This window comes from Pantoea sp. CTOTU49201 (assembly GCF_032054795.1).
Taxonomy (GTDB): Bacteria; Pseudomonadota; Gammaproteobacteria; order Enterobacterales; family Enterobacteriaceae; genus Pantoea; species Pantoea symbiotica.
On record NZ_DAMBSA010000016.1, the window covers coordinates 1 to 23,898 of the forward strand.

General features: G+C 52.6%; 19 protein-coding genes. 1 reads left to right on the forward strand and 18 read right to left on the reverse strand.

The genetic code is table 11. The features are described 5' to 3' along the window. The 16 genes from RTY00_RS02290 to wbaP all read right to left on the reverse strand — a co-directional run. Positions 1-122: NAD-dependent epimerase/dehydratase family protein (locus tag RTY00_RS02290; protein WP_312663284.1), on the reverse strand; the 122-nt coding region annotated here is incomplete at its 3' end. Positions 123-170: 48 nt separating this feature from the next. Next, positions 171-1,064, reverse strand: coding sequence for a UTP--glucose-1-phosphate uridylyltransferase GalF (gene galF / locus RTY00_RS02295; protein ID WP_312663274.1), 894 nt, complete (start codon positions 1,062-1,064; stop codon positions 171-173). Positions 1,065-1,390: 326 nt separating this feature from the next. Beyond that, positions 1,391-2,731: an MOP flippase family protein gene (locus RTY00_RS02300; RefSeq protein WP_312663275.1), complete on the reverse strand. Its 1,341-nt coding sequence runs from the start codon at positions 2,729-2,731 to the stop codon at positions 1,391-1,393. Then, the gene (locus RTY00_RS02305; RefSeq protein ID WP_036648512.1) at positions 2,728-3,951 is read right to left on the reverse strand and encodes a glycosyltransferase; all 1,224 of its coding nucleotides are present in this window, start codon (positions 3,949-3,951) and stop codon (positions 2,728-2,730) included. Before RTY00_RS02305 ends, RTY00_RS02300 begins: the two co-directional genes overlap by 4 nt. 4 nt (positions 3,952-3,955) lie before the next feature. Then, positions 3,956-5,218, reverse strand: coding sequence for a colanic acid biosynthesis pyruvyl transferase WcaK (gene wcaK / locus RTY00_RS02310; protein ID WP_008104860.1), 1,263 nt, complete (start codon positions 5,216-5,218; stop codon positions 3,956-3,958). 223 nt (positions 5,219-5,441) lie between these two features. Continuing rightward, entirely contained in the window at positions 5,442-7,652 is a 2,211-nt protein-coding gene (locus tag RTY00_RS02315) for a phage tailspike protein (protein ID WP_154155949.1), read from the reverse strand. A 57-nt stretch (positions 7,653-7,709) separates the two neighbouring features. Next, positions 7,710-8,744: a glycosyltransferase gene (locus RTY00_RS02320; protein WP_312663276.1), complete on the reverse strand. Its 1,035-nt coding sequence runs from the start codon at positions 8,742-8,744 to the stop codon at positions 7,710-7,712. Positions 8,745-8,792: 48 nt separating this feature from the next. Next, positions 8,793-9,545 (reverse strand): glycosyltransferase family 2 protein, encoded by a 753-nt coding sequence (locus tag RTY00_RS02325; protein ID WP_179450140.1) that lies wholly within the window; start codon positions 9,543-9,545, stop codon positions 8,793-8,795. Positions 9,546-9,618: 73 nt separating this feature from the next. Then, positions 9,619-10,536: a glycosyltransferase family 2 protein gene (locus RTY00_RS02330; RefSeq protein WP_008104867.1), complete on the reverse strand. Its 918-nt coding sequence runs from the start codon at positions 10,534-10,536 to the stop codon at positions 9,619-9,621. 74 nt (positions 10,537-10,610) lie between these two features. Next, on the reverse strand, positions 10,611-11,789 hold the full coding sequence (locus RTY00_RS02335) for an acyltransferase (protein ID WP_312663278.1): 1,179 nt from the start codon (positions 11,787-11,789) through the stop codon (positions 10,611-10,613). A 24-nt stretch (positions 11,790-11,813) separates the two neighbouring features. Next, positions 11,814-12,536, reverse strand: a complete 723-nt coding sequence (locus RTY00_RS02340; RefSeq protein ID WP_312663279.1) for an SGNH/GDSL hydrolase family protein — start codon at positions 12,534-12,536, stop codon at positions 11,814-11,816. Between the two features lie 15 nt (positions 12,537-12,551). Continuing rightward, positions 12,552-13,688, reverse strand: coding sequence for an EpsG family protein (locus RTY00_RS02345; protein WP_008104873.1), 1,137 nt, complete (start codon positions 13,686-13,688; stop codon positions 12,552-12,554). A gap of 181 nt (positions 13,689-13,869) precedes the next feature. Next, the gene (gene wzc / locus RTY00_RS02350; protein WP_008104875.1) at positions 13,870-16,047 is read right to left on the reverse strand and encodes a tyrosine-protein kinase Wzc; all 2,178 of its coding nucleotides are present in this window, start codon (positions 16,045-16,047) and stop codon (positions 13,870-13,872) included. A 12-nt stretch (positions 16,048-16,059) separates the two neighbouring features. Next, a complete protein-coding gene (locus RTY00_RS02355) occupies positions 16,060-16,494 on the reverse strand; it encodes a protein tyrosine phosphatase (RefSeq protein WP_312663280.1) in 435 nt (144 codons plus the stop codon). A gap of 9 nt (positions 16,495-16,503) precedes the next feature. Beyond that, a complete protein-coding gene (locus tag RTY00_RS02360) occupies positions 16,504-17,634 on the reverse strand; it encodes a polysaccharide export protein (RefSeq protein ID WP_179450138.1) in 1,131 nt (376 codons plus the stop codon). Between the two features lie 273 nt (positions 17,635-17,907). Next, positions 17,908-19,341: an undecaprenyl-phosphate galactose phosphotransferase WbaP gene (wbaP, locus tag RTY00_RS02365; RefSeq protein WP_176972414.1), complete on the reverse strand. Its 1,434-nt coding sequence runs from the start codon at positions 19,339-19,341 to the stop codon at positions 17,908-17,910. A gap of 789 nt (positions 19,342-20,130) precedes the next feature. Here wbaP and RTY00_RS02370 point away from each other — a divergent pair. After that, positions 20,131-21,687, forward strand: a complete 1,557-nt coding sequence (locus tag RTY00_RS02370; RefSeq protein WP_312663281.1) for a TerC family protein — start codon at positions 20,131-20,133, stop codon at positions 21,685-21,687. Between the two features lie 32 nt (positions 21,688-21,719). On the opposite strand, the gene asmA is transcribed toward RTY00_RS02370, so the two are convergent. Both asmA and dcd read right to left on the reverse strand, forming a co-directional pair. Then, complete coding sequence (gene asmA / locus RTY00_RS02375) at positions 21,720-23,516, reverse strand: outer membrane assembly protein AsmA (protein WP_312663282.1); 1,797 nt, start codon at positions 23,514-23,516, stop codon at positions 21,720-21,722. A gap of 146 nt (positions 23,517-23,662) precedes the next feature. Beyond that, the coding region (dcd, locus tag RTY00_RS02380) for a dCTP deaminase (protein WP_312663283.1) at positions 23,663-23,898 on the reverse strand (236 nt) is incomplete at its 5' end.

A 23,898-nucleotide genomic window follows, 5' to 3' on the forward strand; every position in this document is an offset into this window, starting at 1 on the left:
ATGGCTTCGCGGGAAGCATTGCAAAGGTTATCCAGGACCACAACGTCGTCGCCACGCTCTAACAGCGCCAGCACCGTATGGGAGCCGATGTAACCCGCTCCGCCCGTTACCAAAATAGCCATGTGTACTCCTTTAAACCGCGCTAATGGCGCGGCAGAGAATGAGGAAGCTTATTTCGCCAGGATTTTCTGAATGGATTCGCGGAAATCGCGGCCCTGAGCGTTGTTACGCAAGCCGTAAGAGACGAATGCCTGCATGTAACCGAGTTTACGACCGCAATCATAGCTGGTTCCGGTCAGCAGTTGCACATCAACCGGCTTCTTCTTGCTCAGGGATGCGATAGCATCGGTCAGCTGAATACGGCCCCATGCGCCTGGCTCGGTGCGCTCCAGCTCTTCCCAGATATCTGCAGAAAGCACGTAACGGCCAACTGCCGTCAGGTCAGAGTCGGTTGAGCCCGCTTCTGGCTTCTCGATAAAGCTGGTGATGGTGCTGATATCACCTGGGTTATCAATCGGCTCTTCGGTGGTCAGCACGCCGTATTCGGTGAGGTCTGCACCCGGCATATGTTTCGCCAGCACCTGGCTGTGGCCGGTATCTTCGAAGCGAGCAACCATCGATGCGAGGTTATAACGCAGGTGGTCAGCGGTAGAGTCATCCAGCAGCACGTCTGGCAGCACCACCACAAATGGGTTGTCGCCAATCATTGGACGCGCGCACAGTACGGAGTGGCCCAGACCTAACGGGTTGGCCTGACGCACGTTCATGATGGTCACGCCCGGCGGACAGATTGACTGCACTTCGCTCAGCAGCTGACGTTTAACGCGCGCTTCGAGCAGCGCTTCCAGCTCGTAAGTGGTATCGAAGTGGTTTTCCACTGCATTTTTGGAAGCATGGGTGACCAGCACAATCTCCTTGATGCCAGCCGCGACGCATTCGTCAACAATGTATTGAATCATTGGTTTGTCGACGATTGGCAGCATCTCTTTCGGGATGGCTTTGGTCGCAGGAAGCATATGCATACCGAGACCCGCAACTGGGATTACTGCTTTAAGCTTGGTCATATTTATTCCATTTCATGAAGTGAATACGTGGGGTCGATTATGCAGGATCGGCCGGTCGAGCAAGTATAATCTTTATCTGAAAAACCGGCACTAACTCTCTGTCACGCCATCAAAAATCGCTAATTTGGGCGGTAAAAATGCCAGGCTTCTAATGAGAAACGAATGCGCTAAACCGCTGAAAAATCGTGGAAGGATTAGTGATGATGAGAACTGAGATTTGCTGAAAGGTGCACCTGTAATGCGCCATAAATGGCGCCGCTACGGACCGTGCAAACATTGAGTCATCTGTAGCGGCGCGATTCATCGTGCGGGTTTGACGTTTATGACTACAGCCAGCCCTCAAACCATTCCGGCATTACGAACAGGTTGAAGTGGTTTACCAGCATCATCAGCGCCACAAACACCACCGACACTGAAACCCACTGGCGCGCATACGGCATAAAGCGGATGCCAATCACCGGCTTGATGAAGAACGGATGCGCGAAGGCAGAAATCAGTACCTGCGAGATCGACAGCGTCAACGCCACATACAGCACGTTCGGCCAGATGTAGGTTGTCGCCAGCACCGCTACCACCACCAGGCTCGCCACAATGTTCCAGTAGAACTCAACATTGGTGCGGCCGTTGGCCTGTGAAATCGCGCCGGTTAAGCCGCCCATCGGACGTAGCATGCCAAACAGCAGCATCAGCGGAATCAGATGGTAAACCTGCTCATGCGAAGCGCCGTACAGCACGCGCACAATCACCGGTGACAGAATGCCAATCGCCAGATACATCGCGCTACTGAACAGCATGATGACGAAAGTGCCATTCAGGAACAGCTTTTTCAACTGCTCCGGATCGTGCTGCTTCTCTGCAAAACGCGGCAATGCCAGACGGTTAATCACCGGCGAAACCAGCTTCAATGGTTGCAGAATCAGCTCTTTTGCCAGCGAGTAAATCCCCAGCATCTCTGCGCCCATCACTTTACCGACGATCAACGCATCCGCCTGAGTACGCAGCTGATTAATGGTCTGCGAACCGAGCTGATACACGCCGTAACGCACCGCACTTACAAAGGTTTTGCCGTCGAATTCCCAGGTCGGACGCCACGATTTCTCGCCGAAGTAGATCATGCAGAGAATTCGCGTGAAGGCGTTGATGAACAGGCCAAGAATCGCCGCCGCCACGGTGAGCGAGGTGTAATACAGCATCGCGACAGTACACAGGAACGCGAACAGCTTGGTGGCCATCTCAATCTTCGCCAGCGTCACCATGCGTTTGGTTTTCACATAGTGCGCCTGATACTGCGAAAGATGTCCTAGCACCAGGAAGTTAAGGCTGGTGAGCATGATTAAGCCCACCAGCTCCGGCAGGTGATAGAACCACGCCACCGGATAGGCAATCGCCAGCATAATCAAACCAGTGCAGAAACTGAGCGACACGTTCACCCAGTAAATGGTGCTCTGCTCGCGGCGATTAATATCCTGGCGATGCACGATGTAGCTGCTCATGCCCATATCCTGCAGCACGGTCGCCACCGCCAGAATCGCATTGATGATCGCCAGTAAACCCAGCTCGTGCGTTTCCAGTTTGCGCGCCAGAACGGCGAGCTGTAACACCTGAAGCAATGCGGCAAAACAGGTACTACCAAACAGCCAAACGGCCTGTTTTTTTAATCCGCTCACACCATGCGCTCCAGAATTTTCGCCAGCTCACCGTAAGCGATGTGCTGATTGAACTCAGTTTCGACTTTCTGCCGCGCGGCCGCGACCACCGGAGCCACATCGACATCGCCGCGCGACAAGCGCAGCAGCGTTGCCGCCAGCTCGTCAGGATCGTTCTCAGCCACCAGCCATCCGCTGACGTCATTCTCAATCAGCTCAGGAATGCCGCTGTGATAGGTGGAAACCACCGGTAAGCCAACCGCCATCGCTTCCATCAGCGCCACCGGAATACCTTCCATATCGCCATCTGCGGCGGTTTTGGATGGCAGCAGGAAGATGTCCGCTTCGTTCAGCGCCTGACGAATCTCGTCCTGCGGCTTAAAGCCCGGCATGTCGACGCAATCCTGCAATCCGGCGCGCGCAATGTGCTCGCGCATCATGCCGTCCTGTTCGCCGTTACCGATGATGGTGAACTGGAACTGGCCGCCGTTATTGCGCAGGATTTCGCTGGCTTTCACCGCCACATCCAACCCTTTCTTCTCGGTCAGACGCGCAACAGAGACGATGCGCAGCGGTTGATGGAAGGCTTCGCGCGGGCGGAAGTTAAACTTCTCCGGCTCGATGCCCATACGCGTCACATGCACTTTGGCACGCGGACAGCCCATCTCAATCAGCTTGTTCTCCCACAAGTGGCTGATAGGCAGCATCAGTTCACTCTGTTTAAACAGGTTGATGTAGTCGAGCTTGTGCTCTTCGAGGATGTGACGACGGGAAATGTCCGCGCCGTGGAACACCGTCGCCTGCTTGCCTTTCAGCACGCCGAGCTCGCGCAGCTTGTTCGCCAGCGCGCCGGCATAGCCGAAGTGCACCAGAAACACATCTGCGGTGTAAGGCTGCTTGGTATTCGCGACAATCGCCGGCAGCAGCAGTTTGCTGGCCTGTGCGCCGTAGCGACGCACATTCAGCGACTTAAGCAGCGCGCCTTTGGTGATTTTCGGCAGTATCAGACCGATACGCTGCGTCAGCTTATCGAGGTTGGATACTTTCTCTTCCGGCAGTAAATAGTGGGTTTTCGCTGCCAAATTGTAGTCATCGAACGCGGCGTGGCGATTGATCATATCGCCCGGAAACACGGAGATAATCTCCACGTCGTAGCCTGCGTCAATGAAATGCGTCACCTGATTGAGCACAAAGGTCTCAGAGGCAACAGGAAAACGCATGGTGAAAAAGGTCAGCTTCATCACTTCACCCCAGGACGTTGAGAATTTCTGCTGTAATGCGGTTACCAATCTCACGCTCCTGCGCCACCGCGGTATCAACTTTGTGTTTCACGTTGTCGTAGTCGGCCAGCACCGTCTGCACTTTATCGATGAGCGAACCATCCATCAGGCTCTGCACATCGGTTGCCATCTGCGGCAGGCCAAGCTGTTTCATCACGCCGAGCGACTTGTGCTCGTAGTTGATGGCCACGGCTGGCGTACCAAAGTTCATGGAGATGATGGCGGAGTGCAGGCGGGTACCAATGGTCAGATGACAATGGCTGAGGAGGATGCCGAGTTCGAGGTCGTTGAACTCGTCCATGATGACATGGTAATGCTCGGGATGCTCGACATGATCGCGCAACGTCAGCGCCACCATGCGGTCATCTTTGGCGTAGCTATCAATACCGGTACAGGTAGAGAAGGCAACCACCTGATAACCTTCGGCAATCATCGCGTTTATCACTCGGCCAAAGGCAGCTTCATACTCTTTCTGCGTCACACCGAGACGTTTGTCGAACGGCGCCAGTTCACGCACGGTGATCGCAATGGTTTTGCGCGCGCTGATAATCGCTTGCCAGTGCAGCAGGTTATGGCTTGGATTGGCCACTTCACGCGCTTCAACCAGGAATGCGGTATCAACGCCCTTCTTCACTTTGCTGGTGGTCACGCCATCTTGTTTCAGGCGGTCGTAGCTCACCTCTTCGCGCAGCACCAGGCTGTCAACACGATCAAAGACAAAGTTCGCCAGCGCATTCACGCGCGGGTTTTCGAATGGACCGACCGAGTGACCGACCATATGCAGCGGCTTTTTCGCCATCAGCGCACAGAGCGCGTGGTCAAATTGGGTTACGCCATAGAGATCGACGAAGAACGAGCCGCCAACCTGAATAATCGCGTCATACTGAGCAAGGCTTTTGGTGAACGCCGCCAGATGCGGTGGCACCGAGAAGGATTTGTATACGCCGCCTTTGCCGAGGTGCGCCATCATGATGTCTGGCATCAAACGGTTCGCCACTTTGCGTTTCAGGCTGCCGACTAAACCTTTACCTGATTTGCTGTTGTGCAGAAACAGGGAATCCTGCTGGATATCCTGCTGCAGTAAATAGCCAGAGCTTGTTGGATAACGGCTGATCACATCGATATCCAAATCCGCGCGCGCGGACTTCAGTGAATCAATCAGCCCACGTAAAATCGCGCCATCCCCACGATTTCCACAGGTATGGTTTCCTACCAATAAAATCTTCATAAAAAAACTCCGGAAAAATTTTTGTAATTTTTACAAGCCGCCAATAGCTGCACTGGCAAAGTGAACTCTGTTTAAAAGGACTGCAATGGGAGTAAACCCCAAAAAGTGGTGCTTCACGTCGGTGCTGCTTTTCGGTGCGCATTAATGCGCACCCTACAAACCATCATCCAATGCCTATTAACGTAGGGTCGCCATTAATGGCGACCGATTTACAAACCACTCATTACGACTTCACAGCAAAATACGGCATAGCAACCTGCTCACCATTAATCACCACCGAGATGAAACCTTTAGGTTCGCGGGTATCCACCTGCTCCGGCTTGAGCGCGCGCGAGGCCATGAGCAAATCGCCCTGCTCGTTACCGCCGATGCCGGCCTTACCGTTATGTAGGCTGAAACGCTGCGGCGCCTGCTGTGCGCCACTGCCTGGTGCGCCTTTGTCCATCACCGCATCCACACGCGCACATTGGCCGGTCAGGAAGCGATCCTTAGCGGTGCTTTTGATCAGCACGGCGGTGGTCGGCGTCCAGCCCGCCAGCTTGACGTAGACTTTGGTGTCGGTATCGCTGCGCGCTTCGAAACGTACGTCCACCACCGGCGAGCTACCTTCCGCTGACCAACTGGCTTCGGCTTTGTTTTTCTTGCGCTGCAGATGAATCACCGCGCGGCCGCCGGTACCTTTGCCGTTGATAACATCCATCAGCGGCTGATTGGCGGTACCGTTATTGAACTGCGACTGACCAAACACCTCGATCTCCCAGCTATCACCCACCGTTGGCGAGTAGAAGTTGCCGAGTTCAAACCAGGTTTGCTGATCGCTGTTATTGGTCAGGCGGAAGCGCGAGGTGATGTAGTTGTATTTCAGGCTGCCATCAATGGCGACACCGTAAGATTCAACGCGCGTCGAACCCATTTCCCAGATGTTTAGCCAGCGCTCGCCTTCCAGCGAGTTATCAATCCAGCTGCCCGACTGCAGATTAGTCTGGCGCATATTAAGGCGCGAGTTGCGCGCATTAAGCGGGTTCTTACAATCCTCAATGCTCAGCGCATCGACAATCCACTGACCGTTAGAAATGTCGCCAGGGAAGTCGCTGTGCTCAATCCAGCCGTTATGGATGATGGATTGGCTGCAGCGCGGCAGATTCAACACCATGCCGCCTTTACAGTGCTGAGCGTTGAAGTTGGAGAGCTCAATCGCGGTGCTGTGATCCCATGCACCGGCCTTTTGCCCCGACCAGCTGGCTTTAATCACATCGCCGGTACAGGCGTTGGCGTACCACTGGTCGATTTTGCAATCCAGCGTATCCAGCAGGCTAAGCGAGACGCCGCCGACCTGATTGAAGCGCAGGCAAGCGCCACGGAAGAACTGGCCGCCCGGACAGGTGTTGCGGAACAAACCCTGCTTGTTCGGACGCTTGTCGGTGTTGCCGTTGAAATTCAGGTTGGAGATTTCCGTCCAGCGCGCATTTACCTGGAACAGGAATTCGGAGCGACCGTCAGAAACCAGCGTGGTCGCCGGGAAATAACCGAAGTTGACCATCGCGCCCGAGATGCGGAAGAAGCGACGTCCTTCGTCACCGAAATCACATTCGGAGACAAAGAAGGTGCCGGCCGGGAACTGCACGCAGATCTGCTGGCTGGCATCAATCGACCATTGATACATGGCTTTGATCGCCGGTGCGGTATCGGTTTTGCCGTCGGCGATGGCGCCGAAATCAAACAGCGTCAGGCGGTTAAAATCTTCCACCACACGACGCCAGGTGAAACCGTTGCCGCTAAAGTTCACGCCGCCATCATCTTTGCCATCACCGAAGGTGCCGACGAACTCGCCGCCGCCCACTTCCAGCCCTTCGTGCCAGCTTTTCAGCTTGATTTTCGCACCGGCGAACAGCGGACGGGTTTTGCGCAGCTCTTCAACTGACGGAATTTCGCCAATCAGCTGATAGCCGTTCGGCTGCGCCAGACGCTGGCTAAAGTTGCTCTGATTAGGACGTGAAACATCGCTGATGGAAAACAGCGTGTGGCCCTGATCATCTTCCACCACCATTGAGTGTGATGGATTGGCGATCAACGCTGCATTATCGTGAATGAACTGGGCGAAGTTGCCTTTGTTCAACGCAATCGGCTGGCTGATTTGTGACACTTTGCCATTGGCATCGCGCAGAAACACTGGGATCTGATTGCCGGTCTGGCTGGCATCGCTGCCCGCTTTACCGATCCACAGTTTGCCCTCGAAGTTCTGCCAGAACTGCGGCGGCATGGTATAGACGTTTTCTGGCGTCAGAATCGGTACATCGCCTGCGGGTACGCTGGACGGATCGACAGATTTTAACGTTGGCTGACCACTTTTTGCGGCGTAGCTGGAAAACGCACTCACTGAGAGCGCAGTAACAATCGAGGAGGCTGCGGCCTGCAAGACTTCTCTTCTTTTCATGCTTCAATTCCCGTGGTTGTGCGGCCAAAAAGGATTCCCGAGGCACGATAATTGTCGCTAAACAAGCGCGAGCCAGCTCTGCTTGATCTGGTTACCGTCAAACTTGAGCGCGGTTTCTTTGGTTTTTTCACTCATCGCATAGAACAGGCCATCATCGCTGGCGAGCTGCTCCATACGCTTAATAAACGTGGCTTTGTCGTTCATCGGCACCAGGAAGCCATCTTCACCGTGATTGATGATCTCCTGCGGCCCGGTTGGGCAATCGTACGCCACCACCGGCAGCGACCAGGATTTGGCTTCCAGCAGCACCAGCGGCAAACCTTCATAGCGCGAGGTCATCAGCGCCATGTCGCTTTCGCGGTAGTAATCGTTAATGTTGCTGACTTTGCCGACGAAATTGACGCTGTTAGTGATACCTAACGCGGCAGCCTGATCGTGCAGCTGCTGGCGCAGTTCGCCGTCACCGGCAATCACCAGTTTCCACTCGGGATGCTTCTTACTGAAGTCGGCCCAGATATCCAGCAGCAGGTCGAAGCCTTTCTGGTTATCCAGGCGCCCCACCGCCAGCGCCTGACGGCTGCGCGTTTGGCGTTGAAACGCTTTGTACACTACCGGATTGGGGATTTGCTGGCTGGCGATGTTCCAGCGGTTAAACACCTGATGATCTTTGTCAGTCAGGACGATCACCTGATCGTAATAGCGCAGCATCAGCCACTTCAGCAGCTTAATTGGCTTGCTGAACGAGTTAATCGCGATGTGTTCGCAGGCATACGCCTTGAAGCGCTTCTTCTTCAGCGCCATCAAATTCCAGAAGGCGAACATCACGCTCAGGCGGCCCATGCTGATCAGGAATACGCTGTCGAAGCCTTCCTGATGAATGCTGGCAACGGCGCTTTTAATCGGGTTGTTGTGGCCTTCAAAGCTGACAATTTTCTTCACCCGTTCGAACGGATAAAAGGTTTTGCCGTTGCCTTCCAGCGAGTAAATGGTGACTTCATGCTGTTCGCCGAGGCACTCAGACATAAAGTTGCAGATGTTTTCAGTGCCCGCATACGAGTAGGCATCCTTAATCACCAAAACGATCTTTTTCATAGAACCTTTCCACCTCAAAAATATATAAGCAGCTAAGCACCGTTGCGCTTAGCGGTGTTTTAAGGAAAAAAGAACCCCATTCACCATATACCAGACGTAATAGTAATATACTTTTAACGGATTGTTTTTATAGATAATTCTTAATAATTCGAGGTGCCACTTCGCCGCTTTATTTTTGTTGCGCGACAGTGAATCGCCCAACTCGTAATAGTTGACCAGGGTTTTCTGGATCACGCGGGCTTGTTTGTAGCGGAGGAACAATTCATAGAGGAACAGGAAGTCTTCGTGGCCTTTACGCTGGAAGAAGATACCCTGTGGAGGACGGCGGAAACACACCGAGGAGAAGCAAACGCGATATTGCTTCTTAACGAAGTTTTCCTGTTGCAGGTAGGGTTTGCTGTAGTTGATATCGTGGTCAGCGGTTTTGGTTTTGTAGTGATAATGCGTGATCACGAAATCGTCGCCGGCGGCAATCGCAGCCGTCTGTTCGGCCAGTTTTTCGCGGTGCCACTCGTCGTCGCTGTCGAGAAAAGCGATGATCTCTTCTTTCGCTGCGCGCAGCCCAACGTTACGGGTTTCGGCTGCGCCTTGATTCACTTCGTTGTCGAGAATGGTGATGCGTGCGTCCTGACAATGTTCACGCACAAAGGCCAGTGAATCATCGGTGGATTTGTCGTTGATCAGGTAAAGATGCCAGTCGCTGTAGGTCTGATTGATGATCGACTCAACCGCGCGCAGAACGGTATTTCGCGCGTTATACATCGGCATCACAATACCGACGGTGCCAACATGATTTGTCATTTGTCTACCCGGAGTTTCAGGAACCAAAAAATTGCCCCCGTGTAGGGAGCAAGTGAAAGTGTTTAAAAGTGAATCAGGAGACGGCTCTTCTGCCCGAGAAGCGCGACTTCACTTTATCGAGCAGGCGATTCATGAAGTAGGCGCGATTGTCACGGTTGGTGAGGAAGAAGTAGCGTGCAAAGCTGAGGCTGGCCTGCAACGATTTCCCGTCCATCTTGTAGCGCAGCGGCAGCTTAAACGCCTTATAAGTATGGATGTCGCGCGTAGTCAGATGCGGCTTCATGGTATCGAGCCAGAAGAAGGAGTATTTGACCGACTCACCTTTGTGCTTGGAACCAAATTTGGTCACCAGATGGTACGTTGCTAACGGCTTGTCGATCATCACGAACGCGTAACCCATGCGGTCGGCGCGGATGCAGAAATCATAATCCTGATGGCGAATATAGCGCGCATCAAACTGGATCTTCGCCGCATCTTCGCGCTTCAGCACAATGGTGCTGGTTTGAATAAAGCCGTAACAGCCAAACAGATACTCGGCCACGGTTTCGTTTTTGCCGGGCGGCTGCATCGGCATCACCTTGAGGAAGCTGCCATCCTGATGGATGTTCACCTGGCTAAAGATGACGTAGCGCGATTTGCCCTGCGCTTCCAGTTTGGCGATGGTTTCACTGGCGACCAGCAACTTGTCCGGATGCCACTCATCATCGGCATCGAGAAAGCTGATAAAGTCGCCGCTTGCCAGCTCAATACCTTTGTTACGGGCGCCGGCGCCGTTGAGTTTGACCTCAGACAGCTCCAGTTTGATATCCAAATCCTGATAACGCTCGCTGCGCACCACCTGCGCCAGTTCGGCCGCATCGGCCGATTTGTCATCAACAATAATGACTTCAAAATTGCGATAGGTTTGCGCTTTGACGCAATCTAGCGTCGTGACAATCGATTTCGACGCGTTATACGCGGGAATAACAATTGAGAAGCGAATCTCCTGCATTGCCAGCACCTCATTAAAAAAGTTACAAAATCAATGATATAACTTGTGGGCTCAAAAGAATAATGGGTGATGTCCTAATTTGTCGGCGAGGTCTTCATCGCCACTTTCTTCTTGTTGCTACTGCCGATAAACGGTTTCTCGACAAACAGGTAAGTCAGTTTCGCCACATAGAAAGAGGCGACAAAGAACAGCGTTGAAAGCAAGGTGTAGAACAGGAACGAATGCGGATAGAGCGTTTCCGGAATCTGCTTGATGAAATAGAGCACCACACCGTGAATCAGATACAGGCTGTAACTCACCTCACCAATCGACATCAGGGTTTTGTTTTCCAGAATGCCAAACACGGCGTTACCGCTGCTGACAATAAAGAAGATCACCGTCAGGCAGCAGAGGAAAATCAGATACCAGAAGGTGTTGCTGGTGAACGACAGTGAGAACAGCGACAGCACAATCACCGCAAAGCCAGCCAGGCTGGAGGTTTTGTAGTGCGCAAACATATCGCGATATTTATACGCCAGATAACCCATGGCGAAGCCCAGCACCGGACGCGGATCGGTATAGGTTTTCCCCCACAAACGCAGGCCAACCGCCACACAGAAAATCACGCCGATCGAGCTGAGAATTAGCAGCGTTTTGTATTTTCCTTTGGTGGCGCGGTTAAGAACGTAAATCAGCGGAATCGACAGATACAGCAGCCATTCGAGGCGCAATGTCCACTCAACACCAGCGTTCACATCCGCCGTCAGGAAATCACCAATGCGATAGCTGCCAATAAACAGCAACCACAGCACGGCATCTTTCACCGCCGTCAGGCTATAAGTGAGATCGCCCTGCACCACGCCCACCGCGATGATGACAAAACCGGAGAACCAGAACATCGGGACAATACGGCGGATACGCGACTTGAGCAGCTTGTGCGTCAGCTGCCCTGGCGTCAGGGTTTCATTATCCAGCCAGCGATAGAACAGGAAGGCGGAGATCATGAAGAACAGCAGCACACCAAATTTGCCGGAGTTCACGAAGAAATTACCTTCAGAGAACCAGGCAAAATAGTCTTTATCGAACACCCACTGACCATCCAGCGAATAGATGTAGTGGGCGAAGTGTGAGAACGCGACGATGCTGGCCAGCAGCGCGCGCATACCAGAGATACTTTTAATACCGCTCTCGTTGTAAACGCCTTTGTGGAAGGAGAATACTCGCAGAATGATTAGCGCCAGACAAAATGACAGCACCATGATTAATACATACATGTCAGCTCCTGAATCTGAGTTGGGTTAGCTGCTGTGCCGTGACAAAACGCTATCGAAAGTGCTGCTTAAGACGTTGAAGGTTCTTTCTGCTTTCTGTTTATAAAGCATCTCATTGGGGTGAATGCAATCGGGCGACATCTCAGATTGCCAGTCACGGTTTTCTTTGATGACGCTGAACTGCTTCACAATCGGAACTTGCTGCTCTTTAGCCACTTCATTTAACTGGTAAACATACGGCCAGACGTTCCAGCGCTCGGCTTTGCCACAAATTGGATTCGGTTCCTGAAGAACCACCAGTTTGTTGTTTGCCTTGGCGCCTTTCACCAGCTCGGTAATGATGCGCTTGTACTCTTCCGGCGTTTCAATGCGCTCGCCTTTGTCCTTGAAGAAGTTGATGCGTGCATCATTAATCGCATAGTTAATCAGAATCATATTGGCATCAGACTTGGCCATACGTTCTGACCAATCCATCGGCGTATTGTCTTTGTTGTAAACCAGCACCGAAACCTGTGCGCCCGGCATGCCGTGGTTCTTAACCTCAATGTTGTTGCCGTACTTCTCACGCAACATCTGCTGTAAAAAGCTCATTTCATTGTTTTTACTGATGATGTTGCGATCGCCCTGGGCGGTGACGCCTGCGGTGGTGGAGTCGCCGTAGGCCGCGATGATAAAGGTGCCGGGATGATCGTCTGCCTGCGCCAGCAACGGCGCAGAGGTGATCAGAAATGTCAGTAAGGTCTTCCGCATATTTCCTCTCATCGGTTAATGAAACAATTTGAATTCACGAGCAACTTCATAGCCGACAACGGCTTGCTTCAGTGAGATCGTGTTGTAATAGAGGTAATAAACAAGGAAGAAAGCAAACATCGCAAACATCGCCGGCTTCAGTACCCGTTTCGACTGATAGATCAGCGACGTCAAAATAATCGGTTCGACCTGCAGCAGGTAGTTCGACAGGCGCGCACCCGATGAGTAGTTATAGAAGAAGATCCTGATGCCGCCGCCGATCGCAAAGGTCAGAATCAGCAGGTAGTTCAGCTTCCACACGTCGTACTGTTCGCGCTTGAGCTGGTTGCTCAGCATGAAGTAGACAAAGATGAACACCAGCATGATGTTTTTCAGGTTCGACACCGATACCACGCTGCCGTCACCGGCATTCGAGGCTTCGTTGCTGTAGCCTGCGGCCCTTTCCCCCATCGATCCCAGATGTCCGGCGATCAAGGCGATAAAGCCGGTCCCGCCCACCACCGAAAGTGGCACGCTGAACATGATGATGGCTACTGGCCACCAGCGCGATTCCCGAATAAACAGGAACGGAATAATGGTCACTACCATTACTGCGGTGTTGTGACTGAGGAAGGACAGGATAAAGAAGGCAAACGCCCACCAGTATTGCTTGAGATAAATCGTCCAAATCACGCCAAGAAACAGCGCCGAACTCAGGCCAAAACGAATCTGGTTAACGTCTTTGTTAATAAAGATATGTGCCGAGTAGAGCGCCAATGCCAATACCGGATATGGCGACATCTTTTTAAAGAAGATGGCGTTAGTCGATACCGCCAGAATACTGAACACAAACAGGAACACGCTGGCATTGTGTGAAAACAGGCTGGTGATCCACGCGATAGCAAAAATCAGCGGTTCATAACGGAAGAAGGCGACGGTGTTAGCAAAACCGTTGACCTCAATACGGCGGATGAAGTCAGCAAAGAAGCTGCGATATTGATAGTCGTCCATCCCGGTGCCGAGACCGCGAATACCGGCGAAGATAATCAGCGTGACGGTGGCGATGCACAGCAGATAAGTCAGAATATGGGTGGTTCGTTCGTCTTTCTTCAACAGGATTTCGACCAGCGCAAGCAACAGTACAAACCCTGATAAATACCAATATGGAGCCATGGTGTGATTCCTTAATTCCACAAGTTCTCATGCCAACAGTGGCTTTTTTTGGCGTTATAAAGAGAATCACCTGTGTAAATCGTTGCGTGTCGTCATTCAAACGGTGCAATCAAAAGGGGCGGTCAACCCGCCCCTCTCTTCACCGGATTACCCTCATCATTAACAGTGAATGACGGGCAAATTAACTTTTGGTCGGTTTGCCATACTCGTAATCGTAATAGTCGTAACCGTAACCATACGAGTTGGCGGCTTTACGCACCACGGCGTTGAGGATCACACCTTTAATCTCAATACCGTTCTGGGCAAAGCGTTTGAAGCTGACATCCAGCTCTTTCGGCGTGTTTGTTTCAAAACGCGCCACCATCAGCGACGTGCCGGCCAGTTTGCCGATAATGGATGCATCGGTTACCGCCAGAATTGGTGGCGTATCAATCAACACCAGATCGTAGTTCTTGCTCGCCCAATCCAGCAGCTCACCCATGCGACGATGCATCAGCAGTTCAGACGGGTTTGGTGGTACCTGACCGCGTGGCAGGAAGTCAAAACCGTACGCACCTTTCTGAATCAGCGCTGGGCTGAATTCAGTTTTGCCCGACAACACGTTAGACAGACCGGATTTGTTATCGGCTGACAGCAGTTCGTGGGTGTAACCGCGACGCATATCACCATCGATGAACAGTACGCGTTGGCCCGCTTTTGCTACCAGCGTTGCCAGGTTGGCACAGATAAAGGTTTTACCAATGCCTGGGCTCGCGCCGGTGATCATCAGGATGTTGTTTTTCGCTTCCATCATCGCGAAGTGCAGGCTGGTACGCAGGCTACGAATCGCTTCGATTGACAGGTCAGTAGGATTCCCCAAAGCCAGCAGCGTTTCGTGCGGATCGGTTTTCACCTTGTTGCCACGACGCGCCAGTGCTTCGGTATCTTTCTTACGTTGCCATTCTGACAGCGGCACGCTCGCATACACGTTCATGCCCAGCTCTTCCAGCTGTTCTGGATTCTCGATGCCGTGATGCAGCAGCGCTTTCATCAGAACCAGACCAACAGAAACCATCAGACCCAGAATCAGGCTCGCCGCGATGATCAGCAGTTTCTTCGGTGCTACCGGGCTGTTGCCGGTTGCAGCGCCATCGATGATGCGCACATCACCCACGGTGCTGGCCTTACTGATACCCAGCTCTTGCTGACGGTTCAGCAACTGCATGTAGATTTCCTGACCAGACTGCACATCACGCGTCAGACGCAAGATCTCTTGCTGCGTTTGTGGCATCTGAGAAATCTTTTTATTCAGCGTTGCCTGTTCATTTTCCAGCGTTTTGCGTTTTTCCAGCAAGGCGCGGTAGGTTGGGTGATCCTTGGTAAACAGCTGAGAAACTTCAGCTTCACGGAAGGTCAGTTCGTTCAACTGGCTCTGTACGCTGACAGAAGAATCCAGCGCAGATTTTGCTTCCAGCGACAGGTCAACCGACTCGTTCTGGCGACGGAAGGTATTCAGCTTGTCTTCCGCATCATCCAGTTTGCCACGCACTTGCGGCAGCTGATTGCGCAGGAATTCGAGGCTCTTTTCCGCTTGCTCAGATTTGCGCTCAACGTTCTGCAGCAGGTAGTTATTGACGATTTGGTTCAGCACTTTGCTGATCTGCTCTGGATCTTCACCCAGATATTCCAGACCCAGCACGCCGGTGTCTTTGCCTTTGTCCGCAACGGTCAGGTTCGCCAGCACCGAGTTAATCGCCTGCAGCTCGTTCAGCTTGGTGACGCTGAAGCTGGTGCCTTCATCAGCATTGATGCCGCTTACCAGCATGGTCACTTCACCGTGCGTTTCCAACTGACCGACTTTACCTTTGAACAGCTCATCACCATCCGCTGACACGGTATACGAGTCAGGACCGGTCACTTCCAGTTCAACGGTGCGCTTATCGATAGTGCGTGGAATTTCCAGGCGGGAGATCGCGACGGTCGATGGCTTGTTGCCCATCAGGCGCGACAGACCTTTACCAATCACCGGGAAATAGTTCTGGGTAACAACGGTGTCCAGACCCAGATCGTCAACGGTTTTACCGATAACCATGCGCGATTCCAGAATCTGAATCTCGGTATCGGACGCCGGCGTTGGCGGCAGAATGCTGTCTAACTCATTCAGTACTGAGCTGGCATTCTTCTGCTCAACCTGCACTAACGCATCTGCGCTGTAGATTGGTGTAGCAAACAGTGTGTAGAGCGTTGCCACCAGCATGAAGAAGGCGGTAACGGCAACAATGATCCAGCGATGATCAATCAGCTGTCCCACAAGATGCGCCAGATCCCATCCATTCGAATCTTCCTTTGGCGCGGTCATAACCTTGTTTTTGATATTCATGGATAATCCCAACTATCGGCTTAATACGTTGACCCATTTCTGGGTAGCGTTTTCCAGTAACCCGTAGACCTCTTCAAAGGCCTCGCGACTTTTTTTGTACGGATCCGCAATTTCCTGCTGATTGAGCCAGTGGCCAAGCAGCATGGTTTTTCCGCGTGCGGCTGGATCGATGCGATTCACCTGCTCAACGTGGCGCTTTTCCATTACCAGAATCAGGTCATAGTCACGGCACATGCTGGCCGTTAACTGCTGTGCCTGATGACCATCGAGCGACACGCCGTGATCGGCGGCCACATCGAGGGCTTTCTGGTCCGCCGGATAACCTTTCAGAGCACTGAGCCCTGCTGAGGCAACCCGGGTATTTGGTAGCGCACGCTTGAACAGACGCTCACCGGTTGGGGAGCGGCAAATGTTGCCGACGCAGACGACTAACACGGACTTAATCATGGCGAACCCTTAGTTCGACCAGTTGCGGAAACGAAGCGCCGCGGAGCTGGCATCGTCAACACCTACGATGGTCGGCAGCAGGCTTGAAATCACACGGTTCCAACGGGTAAGTGGTGTAGCGGTGACATAGACGATGTCGTATGGCTCCAGTTGGAATTCGGTGCCCATCACCATCGATGCCGCATCTTTGGTATTCAACTGATAGATGTTGGCGATCTTGGTGCGGTTGGCGCCGCGAATCGGACGAATCACGAACACGCCGGTGGCATCAGAGGTGGTCTGATCCATACCTTGCGAGTTACCCAGTGCTTCGGCCAGCGTCATGCCGCTGCGGTCCATCTTCAGCGTTGACTGCTGCTTCACTTCGCCCATCACGAAGACTTTGAGATCGTCGTTACGTGGCACGTAAAGGATGTCGCCCGGATAGAGCAGATGGTTTTGGCTCAGGTCGCCGTTTTGCATCAGCGCCTGCAACGAAAGACGTTGTTCTTTGCCGTTGTGCGTCAGCACCACGTTGCGCCAGTCAGCGTCGGCGGCTAAACCGCCTGCGGCGTTGACGGCATCCAGCACGGTCAGCGGCACGTTAGTGATCGCCTGTTGTCCGGAAGTGGTGACTGAACCGGTCACATAAGCTTTCTGTGAACGGAACGAGGCGACGTTTACGTCAACCTGTGGGCTTTCAATGAACTGTGCCAGACGACGCGCCACTTCGGTGCGGATCTCGGTGACCGTTCGGCCTGCTACGCGCACTTTACCGATGTACGGATAGAAAATAGTGCCATCCGCCTGCACCCAGTTACCGGTGTCGCTGGCGCTACGGTACTGACCGGCGGGTGTGGTCAACTCTGGGTGATCCCAGACGGTGACGTTCAGCACGTCGCCAACACCGATGCGGTATTCGTAGCTCTGAATTTCATTTTGCAGCATTGGGTTAGCCTGAGCGACTAACGGCTTCGGACGCATCTGTTCAACCAGACGCGGCGTCAGCGGGAAGACGTTGACATATTTGTCGATGTCATAGTTGCTATCCTGTTGCTCTATGACATCTTTTCCACTGGTGGAAAGGTGAGAACCCGGCTCAATGGTACATCCGGAGAGAAAAGTCGCGGATACCAGTAAAGGTATCAATTTAATTTTCATTATCATCTGATTCTTCGCTATCAGTTATTGATTGATAGAGGCGAAATCGCCCGCTGTGTAGCGTCTTACAAAAATGGAATATGACAGGTTAAACACTGAAACTGTGGGTCATTATTATGCGCTCCCTTGGTTTTATGTTGTCACCGAGTCTAAAGACGACATCAATTAAAATGGTTTATACAGACTCAATCAGTGCAGCTGTCTAATAACGACACACTCAGCACCCGCAGTTTTCAATCGGGGAAGTAATGCCCTCCCCGACCTCGCTGTCTATCAATAGGCGCCATCGCGTTTCAGCACTACGCCAACCGTCTTAAACAGAATCGCAATGTCATTCCACAGCGACCAGTTCTTGACATACCACGAGTCAAAATAGACGCGTGTTTCATAGTCAACGTCGTTACGACCGCTAACCTGCCACAATCCCGTCATGCCTGGTTTCGCCATCAGGTAATAATCGACATCACCGGCATAACGGCAGAGTTCATCTTCAATAACCGGGCGCGGCCCCACCAGGCTCATATCGCCACGTACTACGTTCCACAGCTGCGGCAGCTCATCCAGACTGGTTTTACGGATGAAATGACCGACTTTGGTAATGCGCGGATCGTTCTTCAGTTTGAAATCTTTATCCCACTCGGCGCGGGCAACAGGATCGGTACGCAGTACCTCTTCCAGCACCTCTTTCGAGTTGATCACCATGGAGCGGAATTTCAGACATTTGAACTTACGTCCGCCCAAACCCACACGCTCATGACCGTAAATCGGTGGTCCGCCATCGCGGCCAACCATAAAGCCGAGGACCAGCAACGCCGGTGACAGCGCCAGGATAATGCTCAGCGCGCCAACGATATCGAATGCACGTTTCAGGAAACGTGAAGTGCGCTTCGCCAGGTTGTTATTCACACGCAGAATCATCACTTCATGACTGAAGATATAAGCCATGTCGGTGCCATACAGCGGTACACCGCGCAGCGTTGGGATCACGGAAACGGAACGGCAATTGTGCATCGCCAGCGTTTTCAGCCAGTGATCGCGGTGCTGGCTCTGTTCGAACTCCACCGCCACAATGAACTGGGTTTCGCTGTTGGTCAGCTGCCACAGCTCTTGTTCGTTGTGCAGCACAGGCACGCCAGAGATGCTGGCCTGCGGGCTGCTCTTATCAACATCGAAGAAGGCGATAACATCAAAGCCCATCACCTCTTCGCTCTGCAGCGCCTGCCAGGCTTCCTGTGCGTTGCGGCTGCTGCCGATGATGATGGTTTGCTTCTTCCACATGCCATAATGATTCAGCACACGTTTAGAGATAGCGCGCGCTAATGGAATCAGAATCAACGCCAGAACCCAGGTCGCTACCCAGACAAAGCGCGACATTTGCCATTGTGAAAGTGCTGAAATTGACAAATCAATGACAGAGAAAATAAGAATGGTACGAAAGATCTCTTTGAGCTCGAACCAGAATGGTTTGCGGTAGGTATAATGACGCAGGCGAACCCAGAACCAGCCTACGCAAATAACCGATAACGCAATGTGCGTAGCGATTTTCAAATGCAGGTATTTTTCAGATATATCTGCCAGTGGAGAATGGGTGAACGAATTAATCATCGCCATCGCAATAAATAATGCTGCGTTGAAACAAATTAAATCCGAGCACGCCAGTAAAATTTTGGTCAGAAGACTTTTATATGTAATTTCGTTATCGCGCATATTTAACTCTTTTATATTATTTCTTTAATCCCTAATGCCTCAACGCTGTTTAATAAACGAGCGAAACTTTCACTGCATTTGTTGAGGCAATCTGCGGTAAATTCTCTGAGGCCAAATCAATTCTCACAATAGTAAGCAAGAGAATTGTGATTAATACCAACAGATTAGTCCGACTTCCCTTACCACAGTGGCAGACCGTTAAACCAAGAGAAAGGCGCTTCAGGCACGCTACCGCCCTTGGCTGTCGCTGCCAATACCGCTTTCATCATCCTAATTACAACTTGTTGTATGCGGCATTTTTGCGCTAATTACTGGCCGTGGTCCGCGTGCGATCACAATTCGCAACATTAAGAGGCTATGGAGCACGCTATTAACAACATTGGCGCAGACATTTACTAACACGTTGCTATACTAGTTATTACTGGCTTGTTTACAAGTAGGCCCCGTCTTCCCTGCACTATTTTAGGAAAAAGACTACCAGCCATAAGTATTGATGCCAGCCCTTTCAGGCCATTCCTCGGCAAAATTCAGATTAATTCGATACTCAACGACGCAATAGGCTGCATTAAAAATGCACGTACTTGTATGCTGAAAAAAAATAATAGCCGCCATCATTCAGGTGCAATTTTTATCCATACTTTCATCTTATCTGTGCAAATCGGCAATCAGGGTTATTCTTCTTCCCTGGCAACACCGTGCATTGACCGCGTTAGCCGCTATTTGTAGGCTTTATGCCAATTCACTATCATCAGATTAAGCGCATGACACAGACATTAAGGTGATTAACACATGTTGGAGTGGATCATTGATCCGTCGCTCTGGGCCGGATTAGTAACGCTAATCGTTCTCGAGCTGGTGTTGGGCATTGATAACCTGGTTTTCATTGCCATCCTCGTAGAAAAGTTGCCGTCGAAAGAACGCGACCGCGCGCGCGTGATCGGCTTGCTACTCGCGCTGGTATCGCGTTTAGCACTTCTCGCCTCACTTTCCTGGCTGGTAACCCTGACAAAACCGCTGTTCACTCTGCTGCATCATGGGTTCAGCGCCCGCGATCTGCTGCTGCTGTGCGGCGGCTTCTTTCTGCTTTATAAAGCCACCACCGAGTTAAACAGCCGTCTGGAAGGGGCTGACGAAGAAACTGGTCAAAATAAGAACGGTGCTAAATTCTGGCCAGTGGTGGCGCAAATAGTGGTGCTGGACGCCATCTTCTCGCTGGACTCGGTAATTACCGCCGTTGGCATGGTCAATGAGCTGCCGGTGATGATGGCGGCGGTAACGGTAGCAATACTGCTGATGCTATTGGCAAGTAAGCCGCTCACGCGTTTCGTCAACGGCCATCCGACCATTGTGATTCTCTGCCTGAGCTTCCTGCTGATGATCGGCTTCAGCCTGGTGGCCGAAGGCTTAGGCTTTATCATCCCGAAAGGCTATCTCTACGCGGCGATTGGTTTCTCCATCGTCATCGAGATACTCAACCAGCTGGCGATGTTTAATCGCCGTCGCTTCCTCACTGCCGGACGTCCGCTGCGCCAGCGCACCTCGGAAGCAGTGCTACGTATTCTGCGCGGCGAAGCGCAACGTGCGGAACTTGACGCCGACACCGCTTCACTGGTGGCAGATGGCGAAGAAGGTGCACTTTTCAATCGCCAGGAACGCCGCATGATTGCCCGCGTGCTGGGGCTTGGTCAGCGCCAGATCAATAGCATCATGACCTCGCGCCACGACGTTGAGCACATCGACCTGACCGAAGATCCAGCGGAAATTATGGCGAAGCTCGATCGCAATCAGCACACGCGCATTCTGGTGACCGAACAGGGCCGCGATCCGCTCGGCGTAGTGCACGTGATTGATTTGCTGCATCAATCGTTGCACAGCAAATCACTGGATTTACGCTCGCTGATTCGCCAGCCATTAATCTTTCCTGAGCGCGTCACCTTGTTGCAGGCGCTGGAGCAATTCCGCAACGCGCGCACTCACTTCGCCTTTGTGGTGGATGAGTTTGGTTCGGTTGAAGGCGTGGTTACGCTGAGCGATTTGATGGAAACCATCGCCGGCAATCTGCCGATTGAAGGTGAAAAGGTTGATGCGCGCTATGATATTCAGGCGCTGCCAGACGGCGGCTGGGTGGCAAATGGTCATATGCCATTGGAGGATTTAGCCGTCTACGTGCAGCTGCCGCTGGATGAGAAGCGCAATTACCACACGCTGGCGGGATTGCTGATGGATAGCCTGCAACATGTGCCGCAGGAAGGCGAAGAGTTGCAGATCGGCGATTATCTACTGCGAACGTTGCAGGTAGAAAATCATCGCGTGCAGAAGGTTGAGATAGTGCCGATCGCAACGTAATTAGCCAGGTCGCCATAAATGGCGACCCTACGTTAAGGCTTCGCCGGTTGCTGGCGATCCAGCCACTGATTCAGGCGCGATTTCGCTTCACTTTGCAGTTGCTGACGCACTACATCATCTACCGGCAATGAGTACTGCAAATTATTCCAGCCGCCGTACATGCGTAACGGAATAGTTTGCTGGTTCAGCAGCGTGGCTAATTTGTCGTCGCCCTGCCAGCCGCGCAGCATCATATTAATGGTGACGTCGAGTTGCTGTTTGACCATATCGACATTGCCTTTGGTCTGCACGGCCAGACGACTGTTGCCGCCCTGCAGATCCGGTAAGCTGAAAATGCCCTGTTTAAGCGTGACGCGTCCACTCAATTGCTGAATGCCCTGATCGTCGGGCTGATCGTTGGTGACACGATTACTAACGCGCGCCACCGCACGACGCACCATCTGTTGCAGATTCAGCTGCGAAAGTTGCAAATTAGTCGCTTCCAGATCCGCACTGCCCTGCCAGTTACGTTTTGCCTCTTCAACGCTTAATCCGGCGCCGCTGAGATCGCCTTTCAGCGAAACGGTGCCTTGCAGCGTCTCTGGCAGTTCTAATGCTTTCAGCAATGGCGCAATGGCGATGTTATCCAGCTCCGGCTGAAACGCCACTTGCGTCACCGGTTTACGGATATCTACCGAGCCGGGCACCGAGAAATGCCCTTCGCCGAATTTGCCTTGCAGCTTACTCAAGGTCATCAAACCCTGCTGATTGCTGCCGTCGAGCTGCAAATTGGTCAGCGTCAGGCCGCGCCACACGCTGTTATCTGCGGTGAGGTTGAGCGTCAAATCCAGCTGATTCAGCGGTGAGTCGCTGTTGTCACGCATACGCGGCTCAGCAATCACCGGCGTGCTCGTCACGTTAGCCTGCTGCGGAGCGCTGTTATCAGTCGATGGTGCATTCGCCATCAACGCGTCGATATTCAAACTGGTAGCATGCAGCGCCAGATTTAGCTGCTGTGGAAGCGCCAAACGTCCATCGGCGCTGCCTTCCAGCGCGCTGTCATTGGCGGTGAGCTGCATCTTCTGTAAAGAGAAATGCTGATTGTCACCGTTCCATTCCCCCTGACCGCTCAAGGTGCCTTTGATCCCCTGCGTCGGCAGATTGGCACCGTCGATGGCGTAATTCATCTCATCCAACTGTCCGACTAAACGATGCGGATACTGCGCCACATTCATTTGCCCTTTGAGATTGACGCTGACATTGCGCTGATTACGCGAAATTCGAGTAGCCAGATTGATGCTGGCCTGTTTGCTGGCATCCTGATCGAGGTTGAGATTGAGGTCGCGGAAATTGTATTCATCGCCGCCTGGCTGCTGCCAAATCAGCAAACTATCGGCAAGACGCAATTTGCCAATGTTGAATGACCAACCGTTATTGCTGCTGCTCACTGGCTCGGCATCACCTGGCCCGACTGGCGCGCCGGTAGGTTTTTGCGCAGCGCTGTCTGGCGTTACGCGGATGATGGCGTTTTTCAGCATCACCTGGCTGACGCTCAGTTGATGTGACAACAGCGGCCAGAGATTGACATCCAGCCGCATATTGTCGGCGGTGACCATTGGCTGCGTGGCGCCAGGCGCGGTGAGGCTCATGCGCCCAGCGAGAATGCTGAGCTGCGGCCAGACGTGCCAGCGCAGATCGCCGCCAACCTGAAGCTGATAACCACTGCGCTGCTCTACCTGCTGTACCATATAGGTACGAAAGTCGTTGGGATTGACCAGCAACACCAATGCCGTCATGCCCGCTACGACCACCACTAACAGGATGGCCAGCGTAGTTATCACTCTTCTCATCAATTCCTCATTGCCGTCATACTTCAAGTTGCCGCAGCGTTGGCTGCGCTCGCTCACCCCAGTCACTTACTGATGTAAGCTCCCGGGGATTTACTCGCTTGCCGCCTTGCTGCAACTCGAATTATTTTGGCAAGCATCAGTTTTAGTCAGTCTTTATCTATACGGCTGGCATCCGCGCCCTGCTGACCACGATATTTGGCATCTTCGCGACGGTTATACGGTCGCGCAGCGGGGCCCGACAACGGCTCAAAGCTCAATGCGCCAATTAACATGCCTGGACGCAGCGCCAGCGGCAGTTTGCCTGAGTTATAGAACTCCAGCACGATGCGACCTTGCCAGCCCGGATCGATACGGTGCGCCGTGACGTGCACCATCAAACCCA